Annotated in this window: 10 protein-coding genes; 5 read left to right on the top strand and 5 right to left on the bottom strand. The window is 29.8% G+C overall.

From position 1 onward, the window contains the following. Positions 1-77 precede the first annotated feature (77 nt). Positions 78-2624 (top strand): T9SS type A sorting domain-containing protein, encoded by a 2547-nt coding sequence (locus SJY17_RS01120; protein ID WP_397363604.1) that lies wholly within the window; start codon positions 78-80, stop codon positions 2622-2624. 91 nt (positions 2625-2715) lie between these two features. Further along, positions 2716-3036: a hypothetical protein gene (locus SJY17_RS01115; RefSeq protein WP_397363603.1), complete on the top strand. Its 321-nt coding sequence runs from the start codon at positions 2716-2718 to the stop codon at positions 3034-3036. Between the two features lie 91 nt (positions 3037-3127). Here SJY17_RS01115 and SJY17_RS01110 read toward each other — a convergent pair whose 3' ends face one another. Next, complete coding sequence (locus SJY17_RS01110; protein ID WP_397363602.1) at positions 3128-5284, bottom strand: response regulator; 2157 nt, start codon at positions 5282-5284, stop codon at positions 3128-3130. 221 nt (positions 5285-5505) lie between these two features. Between SJY17_RS01110 and SJY17_RS01105 the strand changes: the two genes are divergently transcribed. Both SJY17_RS01105 and SJY17_RS01100 read left to right on the top strand, forming a co-directional pair. Then, positions 5506-7773 carry a choice-of-anchor Q domain-containing protein gene (locus tag SJY17_RS01105; protein ID WP_397363601.1) on the top strand — a complete coding sequence of 756 codons (2268 nt, stop codon included), beginning with the start codon at positions 5506-5508 and terminating at the stop codon, positions 7771-7773. A 148-nt stretch (positions 7774-7921) separates the two neighbouring features. Continuing rightward, positions 7922-9007, top strand: coding sequence for a hypothetical protein (locus tag SJY17_RS01100; protein WP_397363600.1), 1086 nt, complete (start codon positions 7922-7924; stop codon positions 9005-9007). Positions 9008-9141: 134 nt separating this feature from the next. On the opposite strand, the gene SJY17_RS01095 is transcribed toward SJY17_RS01100, so the two are convergent. The 4 genes from SJY17_RS01095 to map all read right to left on the bottom strand — a co-directional run bounded on the left by SJY17_RS01095 (position 9142) and on the right by map (position 11624). Continuing rightward, on the bottom strand, positions 9142-9510 hold the full coding sequence (locus tag SJY17_RS01095; protein ID WP_397363599.1) for a DUF423 domain-containing protein: 369 nt from the start codon (positions 9508-9510) through the stop codon (positions 9142-9144). Positions 9511-9530: 20 nt separating this feature from the next. Next, positions 9531-10295, bottom strand: coding sequence for a class I SAM-dependent methyltransferase (locus SJY17_RS01090; RefSeq protein WP_397363598.1), 765 nt, complete (start codon positions 10293-10295; stop codon positions 9531-9533). Positions 10296-10356: 61 nt separating this feature from the next. After that, on the bottom strand, positions 10357-10737 hold the full coding sequence (locus SJY17_RS01085; RefSeq protein ID WP_397363597.1) for a GxxExxY protein: 381 nt from the start codon (positions 10735-10737) through the stop codon (positions 10357-10359). 68 nt (positions 10738-10805) lie between these two features. Next, positions 10806-11624: a type I methionyl aminopeptidase gene (gene map / locus SJY17_RS01080; RefSeq protein ID WP_397363596.1), complete on the bottom strand. Its 819-nt coding sequence runs from the start codon at positions 11622-11624 to the stop codon at positions 10806-10808. A 121-nt stretch (positions 11625-11745) separates the two neighbouring features. Between map and SJY17_RS01075 the strand changes: the two genes are divergently transcribed. Further along, a complete protein-coding gene (locus SJY17_RS01075; RefSeq protein WP_397363594.1) occupies positions 11746-13020 on the top strand; it encodes an acetyl-CoA hydrolase/transferase family protein in 1275 nt (424 codons plus the stop codon). The last annotated feature ends 3 nt before the right edge of the window (positions 13021-13023 follow it).

Raw genomic sequence — 13023 nt, 5'->3', positions numbered from 1 at the left:
TAGGTTTCAGAAAACAACCTCTTAAAACACCTTACTTCTATTGCATCTTTGTTTCATACTATTAATCAATTTATATTATGAAAACAAAACTACTTTTATTACTGCTTTTTGCAAGTAGTATAACTTTTGCTCAAACTTGGAATCAAGTTGGTGCAACTCAATTTACAGACTTTGCAAGTGATGGAGCAATAGCATTTGATAATGCAGGTTCACCATATATGGCTTACATAAATCCTACAACAAGTAATGTGCATGTAAAAAAATTTAATGGAACAAGTTGGGTAAATGTTGGATCTACAGCTGTTTCTACAGTTTCTGCAGCTAACATTGCTATTACTATTAGACTATCAGATAATCAACCAATTGTAGCTTTTAGAAGTACATCTAATAACGCAATGTATGCGTTTAGGCGTAATGGAACGTATTGGACACCTGTGATAAATAATGTGACATTTGGAACTGCCTTATCTGATCATAGGTTACAAATACAGACAAATCCTGCAGGAGATATTAGAGTTTCAGGTAGACGTACAGATCAAAAATTAACTATTGTAGAAGAAACTTATGGTGGTGTACAAACAATTTTTACTGAGAATTTAATTCATACAAATAACCAATATAATGGAGATCATCGTTATGATTTTGCAGATTGGGACCAATATTATTTAAGTTGGGAAGATAATTATAATAGTAGTCAAGCAGGAAGAAAAGCTGTTGGAGCAGCTTCGACTTCATGGGATTATACTACAGGTACAGCAACTCAAGGTAAAACATTAAAAAATATATCTGGTATTGTTGGCGAAAATTATCTTGCCTCTTTTAATGATGTTTATCAATCTTCTGTAGATCAAATTATGGTTTATAATGGAACAACCTTAATTAAATATGCTTCTGCTGCTAATGATATAGTTCAGTTTAGGAAAAGTAGTACAGATGATAAACTATATTTAATGTACGCAGACGATACAACAGAGAATATGATTTTTGAATACTATAATAAAAACACAAGTGTTTGGTCTACAATACCAGCAATTGGATTAAATAGTGGTATTTCTAACTTTTTCGTAAAAATGGAAATGAATCCTATTGATGGGAATATGTATGTTTTGTACTTAGATGGAGGAAAGGCTTCGGTAAAAATGTATACAGTTCCTCCATTAGTAAATTTAGAAAAAATGTATGTAGATGCTAATGCTACCGGAACTTCAGATGGTTCTTCTTGGGTAAATGCTTACACTAGTTTAATAAATGCTTTAAATAATTTAGGGACTAATACTACCGAAATTTGGGTTGCTGCTGGAACATATACACCTGATGTTTCAAATAGAAATACGTCATTTGCTTTCGGTCAAGATAATCTACAAGTATTAGGTGGATTTGATGGAACAGAAACTTTAGCTTCAGAAAGAAATATTAGTGCAAATCCAACAATTTTATCTGGAGATTTAAATGGAAACGATACAGGTGTTGGACAAAATGGCTTTAATAGACTAGATAATAGTAAAAATGTAGTAACTATTAATGGTGAAAATATAACGTTGGATGGTTTAATTGTTTCTGATGCACATTATGAAAACACTACAGGAGGAGAAGGAGCTGCTATCTTTAAAAATTATGCTGTCACTAGTTTTACAATGAAGAACTGTACTGTAAAGGATAATTATGCCTACACTATTGGTGTTGTTTCAACACGATTTAACTTAGGAGGTTCACTAACTATCGAAAACTGTGTATTCGATAATAATAATGCTAGATACGCATCAGGATTATATGTTTTAACTGGAAATAATCAAACAGCAACAGTAGATATTACAAATTCGTTATTTACAAATAATATTTCTAAAGATAGAAGTTCTTCTTATAAAGGATATACTGGAAGTGCAGCATGGATAAGAGCAAATGGTACATCTTCAAACTTAACAACAACAATCACCAATTGTACTTTTGCAAACAATACAGATATTGGTACACAATCAGGCTCGCAAAGAGGAGCTTTAAGTTTGGCAAGACGTACAGATGGAAGTAGTACACACAATGCCACAATAAATAATAGCATTTTTTATAATAATGAAGGTACTGGAGGAGCAACTACTGTAGCTGTTAATCAAGGTCATGTTTCTATGCCTAACCTCACTTTTGTAAATAATTCTATAGACGAAGATGCATTTTCAAATTTAACTTACTTAACAAACACTAGTAACTCTAATCCGTTATTTACAGATAGCACTAATAATGATTTTACTTTACAAACAGGTTCTCCTGCAATAGATTCTGGAGATAATACTAAAATACCAGCAGGAGTTACAACAGATTTATTAGGTAACCAAAGAATACATAATACAATTGTAGATTTAGGAACTTATGAGCATGGAGCAACTTTAGGAGTTGAAGATTTTGAATCTAATAATGAATTTACAATCTATCCAAATCCTACGTCAAGTATTCTTAATATTAAAATCCAAGACGATATTAAAAATATAGAAATATATAATGTCCAAGGACAACAAGTTTTAGTTGGTAAAAATAAAAGTGTGGATGTGTCAAATTTAGCTTTGGGTATTTATTTACTAAAAGTTGAAACAACTAAAGGGAATTTTATAACAAAACGATTTATAAAGCATTGATATCGCTATTAATCAATGTCAGAAAAGCTGAAGTAATAGAAATATTATTTTGGCTTTTTATTAAACTTATTAATTTTAAAAACAGATAATTATGAAAGTATTATTAGTAACATTTAGCATGTTAACCATGATGATTTTTTCTGAAGGTAAAAATGTTTCAGAAGTAACTCAAGTCAAAAAAGAAGTAGTGTTTGGAAGTAATTTTAAACTTATAAACGACACAAAAGAAAAAGTAAGTATTTATACAGGAACCGGTTTTGTGTCTTTAAACAAAGGATCAAGCACAAGTATTGGTTGTAATGTAGGTAAAGAAGTAAGTTGGGCTAACAAAGGAAAAAAAGGTGATGTTATTTTTAAAATTGAATCTAATCATTGCGGAAAGACTATTAAGCTATCAAAAATGATAGATTAAATAAAGAGGCTATTAATCAATCCTGAAGAAGGGAAGTCCTAGTTGGCTTCTCTTTTTCTTTTTAAAAAGTGTTTATAAAAAGCTATTAATCTTAAATACCATAACGCTCTTTTAGCTTTTCAAATAAATAAGTAGTATTTGTAATACCAACAGCTTCTGCAATTTGTTTTTTAGTAGCAAAAGGATCTTCTGCTCTTAAATTTCGTGCTTTTTCTAAACGCGCTTCTTGTATTAACTGATTAACAGTTTGACCCAATATACTCTTAACTTTTCTGTTAAGTGTACTTCTAGAAACAGCCATATATTCTGCTATATTATCTACTGTTAATAAAGGTGAATTTATGTTGTTGTTAATATAAGTTGTTATTTTAGTATTAAATTTATCGGCATATACATTTAAGTTTTTAACCTCTTCAGGGGTATTAACTTTGTCAAATTCCTTTACATTTTTATAAAGAGATATTGAGTTTTTAACATTCATTAAAAGTTCTTCTTCCATAAAAGGTTTTTGTAAATAGCCATCAATACCTAAACGCAACATCGATAGTTTTCCTTGTTGGTCCGAGCGTGCAGTAAGCACGATAATAGGTGTTTTGTTTTGTTCCTTTTTTAGTTGTTTTACTAAAGATTCTCCATCCATTACAGGCATCATATAGTCTGTTAAAATTAAATCGAAACTATTGTCTTTAATAATGTCAAGAGCTTCTTTCCCATTTTTAGCTTCAGTAATCGTGTAATTATTTAAAATCTTTTTTAGGTAGTCCCTCATTTGTTTATGATCCTCGACTAAAAGTATTGTTTTATTATTTTTTTTGAATGTAACTTTAGGTAGGTTTTCTATTATGTTTGTTTTGGGAGTAATAACAGTGTTTAATGTTTTATCTGTAATAGTTTTTACATAAATATTAGGAATGTAAATAGAAAAGCAAGAGCCTTTACCAAAGCTGCTTTCTACATCAATAGAAAACTCATGCGCATTAACTATGCTTTTAGTGAAAGCTAATCCAATGCCACTACCCTGGCTCTTGGTGATATCATTTTTTACTTGGTAAAAACGTTTAAAAATAGTTTGGTTGTCTTCTTTTTGAATTCCAATTCCAGTATCTATAACATTAATTTTAAGACCTTCATTACTAAAAGAAGTGTTAATAGAAACAGTTCCGTTTGTAGGTGTAAATTTTAAAGCATTGCTAAGCAAGTTTGTAATGGCTTTAGAAAATAATTCTTGATCTATTAAAATAGTAGTTTTTAAAGTATTGTTGTTAAATGTGAATTTTATATTTTTTTTACTGAATAGACTTTGAAAGTTAACAAAATGTTTTTCTAAAAAAGAGCCTATTTCAACATCAGTACTAATCAGTTTAAAGTGTTTGCTTTCCATTTTACTTAAATCCATAATATTATTAATAATATTTTGCATTTGCTGGCATTGTTCTTTTATAATATCTACTTTTTGAGTGTTCTCTGTATCAGATTTTTTTAACTCTAGTTGGTTGGTATAGCCTTGAATTAGTGTTAAAGGTGTGCGAATTTCATGAGATAGATTTATAAAAAAATGAGATTTAAATTCGCTCAATTCACGCAATTCTGATTCTTGTTTTTCAAGTATCATTTTGTCTGAAAGTACTTTGTCTCTTTCTAACTCTAAAAGTGTTTCGAATTTTAAATTATTTGCTTTAAAATAATTTAACAAGAGATGTATCACTAAAAAAACACAAGCTGTCTCCAGAATTATTAATCTATCTATATAATCTGGTGGATAAACAACATAAAAATAATATGGAGTTAAAAAGCACAAGAAACTTATTGCTAGAAAAAAATAGGATGTAATTTTTTTTTCAAAAAGAGTAATTGCAATAGGAGAAATTAATACAAAATAGTATTCAATATAACAACCAGGTGTTGTAATAAGCGAAGCATAGATATTAACAATAATAAGAGTGCTAATGAACATGAAACGTGCCCATTTAAAATGAAAATATTTATTAAGAAAAAGTATTGAGATTAACGAACTGATTATAAAAACATAAGTAAAAAAGGGATTTAAATTAAAAAAATCGAAAGTAATCGTACGTTGTTTTATAGTTTCTGTTACCAAACCAACTATCATTTCTAAAGAATAGAAAAATAGAACTATCTGTCCCCAAATTAAACAATAAGTGTTTAATAAACGTATTTTTTTATTTTGGCTATTTGGATAACTGTTTTTAGTACCTAGACTAATTATACTTTCATATTTTTTTTTCATAAAAAGTTTAATCATAAAAAAATCTGTTTTTTTTATTATACGCTTAGCTCTGTAAATATATCTTTTTTAAGACATTTATTTGTTCAAAAACCGGTTTTGAACCAAATAGTTAGATTTTGAATCAAATAGTTGTTTTATGGTTTAAATAGTTAGCTTTTGAATGAGGTGAAAGTGCCTTTCAAGATAGTTTTGTGGTAAACAAACAAATAAAACTATTTATAATGAAAACACGATTACTTTTAATGCTACTTATAACTAGTAGTTACACTTTTGCTCAAATCCCAACAACAGATTTAGTGGCAGAATATCTTTTTACAAATGGAAGTTTAATAAATAACGCTAATCCTGGAACTAATGATTTAGTACAAACAGGTACAACAAGCAGTTTTGTAAATGATCCATTAGATCAAGCAGGTAATGCTATACAATTTGTTACCGATAATTTTAATGGCGATTCTCGAGGAGATCGTTATAATGTTTCTGTCAGTTTTTGGATAAAAACAGTGAATAATAATGGTTATGTTAAAAAAATAATAGAACAATATGGAGACAGTGGTTTTGGACCATATGGTTGGAGAGTACAATTGATAGATGGTAAAATTAGACTTCGTTCAAAATTTACAAATGGAGGTACAGACTTTAAAGAAGTTGTTATAGAAACGCAAGTAATAGCAGATAATACTTGGCATCATATTGCTTTTACAGCAGAAAAAAAACAAGAACCAGGTTATGTGTCTTATGGATATTTAAATAAGTTATATGTTGATAATATACAAGTTGCAACTGGAGTGGATTATACAAATGGAGGTGATTCATTTTTAAACAGTTCAATATCTTCAAATCCCACATTTAATCACACGATATCATTATCTGAATCTACAAATTCAAATTTTAGCTTTATAGATAATATTAGAGTTTACAATAGAGACATAACAACAACCGAAGTAAAAGAGTTATATAAAGAATATTTTAGTTCTTTAAGTCGCTTATATGTAAATAAAAATGCAACAGGAACAGGAATTGGTAATAGTTGGGCTAATGGTTTTACAGATTTACAAAGAGTTCTTTCTGTTGTCGATAATCAAGAAGTTTGGGTAGCTGCAGGTGTTTATAAACCTCATGCTAATGATAGGACAATTTCTTTTGATATCAACAAACCTAATGTTAGCATTTATGGTGGTTTTGAAGGCAATGAAACCCAATTAGCAGATCGAGTATTAAATACTAACGAGACAATATTCTCAGGAGATTTACTTGGTAACGATGTTAATCTTTCAGATTTTCCAAGTAATTATTCTAATTCAACCAGAAATACAGATAATAGCTATCATGTATTAAAAGTATTAAATGGTGGTGAAAATTTATTATTAGATGGTTTAACTTTTAGTGATGCACATAATAATTTAAACGCTACAGAAAAAGGAGGAGCGATTGTTAAGTTTAATCAAATAAATAAACTAAAACTTGTTAATTGTACAATTAAAGATAATGTAAGTAGAAATGAAAATTCTGGTTTGTTAGCAGAATTATTTGTTGTAGGAAGTAGTTCTAGAGCAGAGTTAGTTGTAGAAAATTGTAAGTTTATAAACAATATGTCTCGAGCTGGATCTGCAATTTATAGCGTAACAAGATCTAATACTTCAGCAGATATTAATATAATTAATTGCTTGTTTGAAGCAAATTTAGTTTCAGATCTAAATACAACAACAGCTACTGGTTTAAGTGGAAGCGCTTCTTGGTTTAGAACAACAGGTAGTAGTGGTATTGATGTTTCATTAAATTTAGTAAATAATACTTACGTAAATAATGTAGATTTAGGAACAGGCTCTTCTTTAAATGCAACTAATAGAGCAACAGTTGCAATTAGTAAATTTAATTCTACTACTATAACCTATAATTATAATGCCCAAGTTAGTAATTGTATTTTTTGGAACAATACAACAACAGGAGGTGTTACCACAAAAGCAATCTCAGATCAATTTGAAATACCTGTAACATCTTTAACAGTTTCTAATTCTTTAGATGCTTTAAATTTTAATGATAGTAGTATTACTTCTTCAAATAATAGCATTACAGCAGACCCAATATTTACAAGTACAACCGATTTTACTTTACAAGGAAGCTCGCCAGCAATAGATTCTGGAGATAATAGCTATGTAATAGGAACAAATGATCTGTTAGGAAATCAACGTGTTTTTGGTCCAACTGTAGATATAGGAGCTTACGAATACTCTTCAGCTTTAAGTACAGATGTTTTTGAGTTAAATGAAAACGATATAAAACTATACCCAAATCCAACTACTACTCTTTTAAATATTAAAATGAATAGTAATTTAAAACGAGCTACAATCTATTCAGTATTTGGAACAAAGGTTCTAGAAACAACTTTTAAAAGTATAACAACAACAAACTTAGCAAACGGACTGTATTTAATTGAAATTGAAGCAGAAAACGGAAGCATTTTTACAAAAAAATTCTTGAAAAGGTAAAAGTAGTTTGTTTGTTTAAATCTCGTAAGTATTTTACTTACGAGGTTTTTTAAACAAGTCCAAAACCATAATTTAAAAATTCACTAAATAATAAACGAGTGTCTTATTGGAATTCTACACTTTATTAATAACAACAAACAATTTCAAAATGAAAAAAACAATTTTAGTAATAGTATTATTAGTTTCAACAGTAACCATTGCACAAAACAATTTATTTAGCAACATTTCTACTACAGATCATTACCAAGAGTACAAAAGTGTAATAGATGCAGATGGTGATGGACTTTATGATATAACAGATAGAGGAAGTGTTGTAAAGTTTAAACTAAAGCATTTGCCTACAGGAGAAGGTTACGCTATATCAGCTATTGCAGATTTAGGAAGAAACAAAGGCGACTATATAAATGGAGGTAATGCAGTAGATGCTAATTATCAATGTGTAGGTTATCCTTTTGAAAGTTATATTAAAAACAAAAGTAATAACAATGCTCTTGTTGCTATAGGTGACTACGTATTTTATATAAAAAATATATCTCAAGATGGTACATCTTACAATGGTGTGAGTTGTGTTTATATTAATGTAGGTATAGCGTCTAATAAAACACAAAAAAAACCAAAAATGTCTTCACTGCAAATGGTTAAGATGTTTACAAGTCGTGGAAGTGGTAAGGTTGCAAAACCAGAAATTGATTACGGTAAAGAACATAAAACTTTACAAAGTCAAAATTTAGATAAAATGATTACAGATTATCTTATTGCAATGAAAACAAAACAAGATAATAGAACAGCAACGCAAAAACAATCTGACAATAAAATTTTAAAAGCTAAAGAAGAAGAAGTAGTAGCAAAAAAAGAATCTAAAAATGCGGAAAAGACTGCAAGAGATGCAGAATGGGCAGAAGCTAAAAGATATAACGATTCTGTTAGAGCAACTCCAAAGCATAAAGATTTAGAGAGAAGAAAGAGACTTAATGAAAGTAATTATCAAGGCGCGAAAGCACAAAACATAGTGACATTACGTAATAACTCTAGAAGTGATATTTATGTTAGTAAAAGTGGTAGCCGTAACAGAGGTACAAAAATTAGTGCAGGAAGTACAGCGAGTTGGGATTGCGATTATGATGCACATTTGCAAACAGTTTCTAAGTCTGGTGGCAGCACTAGTTATAGAGGTAATGGTAGGCGTGTTTATAGTAAAAATTCTGGTTGCGGTAATACTATTAGTATAAACTAATAGTATTAGTAATTTTTTTAATTACACTTAATTTATCTAAAAGAAATGGACTAAAAATATTAAAGAGGCTATTAATCAATCCTGAATTAGGGAAGTCAATATTGGCTTCTCTTTTTCTTTTTTATATAAATAGTCTAAAACACATTAATTAGTAACAGTAGCCAACCAATAACTAATAACAAACCTCCAATAGGAGTAACTGGTCCTAAAAAACGAAGTTTCTTTCCTTTAGCATCAGATAAAACTAAACCATAAATACTAAAAGAAAATAGTATAATTCCTACTGTAAAACACCAATATATTGCAGGCGTAATATTTTGAGAGTTAAAACCTAAAATTAATAATACAATAGCGTGATACATTTGGTATTTAACACCAACCTCAAAGCTGTGTAATTGATCTTTAGATAAAACCTTCTTTAAGGCATGTGCACCAAAAGCGCCAAAAATTACAGATAGCATTCCAAATAAAGCTGCTGTAGCAATAATTATTTGTTGAGTCATTAGTGTTGTTTTTATACTTATTATTTATAAACTACTGGAATAATTTCGCCTTTTGCTAAACAGTATTTTTTTGTTTCTTCAGCAGATAGTGTTGCAGTATAATCTACTTCATTAACCATAAACCCAATGTCTCTTAGTTTATTAAAGTAGTCATGACCATAAACACGTACATGGTCATACTGTCCAAATATTTTAGCTCGTTCTTTTTTGTCAGTAATTGTATTATCTTCAAATGTAGTCTGTCTATTTAAATCCTGAGGGATTTGAAACACACCATAACCACCTGGTTTCATAACACGAAATAATTCTTGCATGGCTTTAGTATCGTCAGGAATATGTTCTAAAACATGATTGCATAAAATAATATCATAACTATTGTCTTCAAACGGAAGGTCGCAAATATCAGCCTTTACATCTGCAATTGGTGATAATAAATCTGTAGTGGTATACTCTAAATTATCTAGTGCTCTAAAGCGTTTTAAAAAGCATTGTTCTGGTGCAAAATGAAGTACTTTTTTTTCAGCAGAAAAGAAAGTGGTTTCATTTTTAAGATACAACCAAAGCAGTCTATGTCGTTCTAAAGATAAGGTAGAAGGAGATAAAACATTATCACGCTGTGTACCATAACCATAGGATAAAAACCTTTTAAAGCTTTTGCCATCTATTGGATCTGTATATGTATTTCCTTTTAAAAAAAAAGCTAAAATTGGTCGTGCAACATAGCTTAACCTAATTAATAAAGGTCTTGGGATAGTATTTAATATTAATTTGAATAGTTTTTTCATTATTATTACACCGAGATTTACAGAGAAACACAAAGCTTCGCAAAGAGCTTACTCAGTTGTTTTACTCGTTTGTATTGATAAATCTTTTAATTCCGTTTTTTAGTAGTTTAGTTTTGAAATTAAGAAGTAAACCAATTGGGTAATCTCCTAATTTCATGTAAGTAAGTATTTGAGCAGAATGTACTTCGGTAAATTTTTCTACTGTTTTTAATTCAATCACAATTTGATTTTCAACTAATAAATCAATTCTATAACCATGATCTAAAGTTATGTCTTTGTATGTAATTGGTTGAATAATTTCTTTTTTAACAGAATAACCTAGTTTTTTTAATTCATATAATAAACATTCTTGATAAGCTGATTCTAATAATCCTGGACCAAGATTACGATGTACTTCAATAGCACAGCCAATAATATTTTCGGTAATCTTATTGTAACTCATTTTTTAAATTGAATCGAATAATTCTCTGTATATTTTCTCTAAAACTCTGTGAATCTCTGAGTAAAAGTTTAAAGCACTAATGCTTTTTGTCTAAATTCATCCTCCTCATTACTTTCAATGCCTAAAGCTTCATATATATAAGCAAAAGTCGATAAGATTTCAGGTTTGCCATCAACGATTGCAACATCATGTTCAAAGTGTGCACTTGGTTTACCATCTTGTGTTGTAATAGTCCAACCGTCTCTATGTTGTTTGATGTTTTTTGTTCCAAGATTTATCATAGGTTCAATTGCTACAACCATACCTTCAATAAATTTCTTACCACGTCCACGTTTTCCATAATTTGGCATTTCTGGATCTTCATGCATGACACGACCTAATCCATGTCCTACCAACTCTCTAACAACACCATAACCATGATCTTCGCAATATTTTTGAATAGCATAACCAACATCACCAACACGATTACCAACTTTCAATTCTTTTATACCAACGTATAAAGATTCTTTAGTCACCTGAAGTAGTTTTTCGGTTTCAGGATCTATTTCACCAACAGCAAAAGTATAAGCATGATCACCATAAAAACCATTTTTAATAGATCCACAGTCAATAGAAATAATATCTCCTTCTACTAATGGCGTATTATTAGGTATACCATGCACTACTTGAGAATTAGGACTCATACACAATGTATTTGGGAAATCATATAATCCTAAAAATCCAGGAATTGCACCTTGATCTCTAATACATTCTTCTGCTAATTTATCTAATTCTAAAGTGGTAACTCCAGGTTTTACTACTTTAGCAATTTCGCCTAATGTTTTAGAAACAACTAATGCAGCTTCACGCATTAATTCTATTTCTTCTTTTGTTTTTACTATAATCATGGTTAAAAAAATATGTGCAAATATACTTAAAAAAAACAGCTTTTTTCTTTAAGAAATATGACATTTAGCAGGTTTTAGAGTGATGTTAAATAGTAATTTTGCTATCTAAAATTTAATAATTATGTTTTCACCAGTAAGTGCAGAAGAAGCTGTAAAACTTATAAAGTCTAATGATCGTGTGTATATTCAAGCAGCAGCAGCAGCACCTCAATCTTTAATACAAGCAATGTCTAAAAGGCACGAGGAGCTAAGACATGTAGAAGTATGTCACTTACATACAGAAGGAGAAGCGCCTTATGCAAACCCTGAATTAAGTGATAGTTTTCATGTCAATTCATTTTTTATAGGAAAAAATGTACGACATACTTTAAAGGCTGGAAATGGGTCTTATACTCCAGTTTTTTTAAGTGAATTACCTTTATTGTTTAAAAGACATATTATTAATCTTGATATTGCTTTTATACATGTATCTGTTCCAGATAGACATGGATATTGTTCTTTAGGTGTGTCTGTTGAAGCTACTTTAGCAGCAATAGATAATGCAAAAGTTGTTATTGCTCAGGTTAATAAATTTATGCCTAGAACACATGGAGCAGGTATTATCCACGTGTCAGAGATTAATACGTTTGTTGAAAGCCACCAACCACTTCCTGGTCATGATATGGTTAAACCTTCAGATATTGAAAATAAAATAGGAGATTTTGCAGCTAATTTAATTGAAGATGAAAGTACCTTGCAAATGGGAATTGGTAGTATTCCAAATGCTGTATTAACTAGATTGACAAATCATAAAAATTTAGGATTACATACTGAAATGTTTTCGGATGGTGTCATCGATTTAATTTTAAACGATGTGATTAACGGAAACTTTAAAGCTATAAATAGAGGACGTGCATTATCTACTTTTTTAATTGGGTCACAACGCTTATACGACTATGTAGACGATAATCCTTTTGTAGAAATGAGAGCATCAAATTATACTAATGATGTATCAATTATTAAGCAAAATCCTAAAATGGTTGCAATTAACTCTGCAATTGAAGTTGATCTTACAGGTCAAGTTTGTGCAGACTCAATAGGTGGTCATATGTATTCTGGTGTAGGAGGACAAATGGATTTTATTAGAGGTGCTTCTTTAAGTGAGGGAGGAAAAGCAATTATTGCGTTACCATCTGTTACTAAAAAAGGTATTAGTAGAATTGTTCCTGCTTTAAAACCTGGAGCTGGTGTTGTAACAACCCGTTCTCATGTGCATTATGTAGTTACAGAATATGGTGTGGCTAATTTATATGGAAAAACAATAAAAGAGCGTGTAAAGGCTTTAGTTAATATTGCACATCCAGATCATAGAGAAAATGTCGATAAACAATATTTTGAATTAATAGGTTGTAAATAATAA

The organism is Olleya sp. R77988 (assembly GCF_044594215.1).
In the GTDB taxonomy this organism is placed as follows: Bacteria; Bacteroidota; Bacteroidia; order Flavobacteriales; family Flavobacteriaceae; genus Olleya.
This window is presented reverse-complemented; position numbering and strand designations above follow the sequence as displayed.

What these genes read in the sequence shown, in the direction of transcription:
- SJY17_RS01105 (WP_397363601.1), top strand. Translation starts at nt 5,506, where the DNA reads ATGAAAACACGATTACTTTTAATGCTACTTATAACTAGTAGTTACACT.
- SJY17_RS01100 (WP_397363600.1), top strand. Translation starts at nt 7,922, where the DNA reads ATGAAAAAAACAATTTTAGTAATAGTATTATTAGTTTCAACAGTAACC.
- SJY17_RS01095 (WP_397363599.1), bottom strand. Translation starts at nt 9,510, where the DNA reads ATGACTCAACAAATAATTATTGCTACAGCAGCTTTATTTGGAATGCTA.
- SJY17_RS01115 (WP_397363603.1), top strand. Translation starts at nt 2,716, where the DNA reads ATGAAAGTATTATTAGTAACATTTAGCATGTTAACCATGATGATTTTT.
- SJY17_RS01120 (WP_397363604.1), top strand. Translation starts at nt 78, where the DNA reads ATGAAAACAAAACTACTTTTATTACTGCTTTTTGCAAGTAGTATAACT.
- SJY17_RS01110 (WP_397363602.1), bottom strand. Translation starts at nt 5,284, where the DNA reads ATGAAAAAAAAATATGAAAGTATAATTAGTCTAGGTACTAAAAACAGT.
- SJY17_RS01075 (WP_397363594.1), top strand. Translation starts at nt 11,746, where the DNA reads ATGTTTTCACCAGTAAGTGCAGAAGAAGCTGTAAAACTTATAAAGTCT.
- SJY17_RS01085 (WP_397363597.1), bottom strand. Translation starts at nt 10,737, where the DNA reads ATGAGTTACAATAAGATTACCGAAAATATTATTGGCTGTGCTATTGAA.
- SJY17_RS01090 (WP_397363598.1), bottom strand. Translation starts at nt 10,295, where the DNA reads ATGAAAAAACTATTCAAATTAATATTAAATACTATCCCAAGACCTTTA.
- map (WP_397363596.1), bottom strand. Translation starts at nt 11,624, where the DNA reads ATGATTATAGTAAAAACAAAAGAAGAAATAGAATTAATGCGTGAAGCT.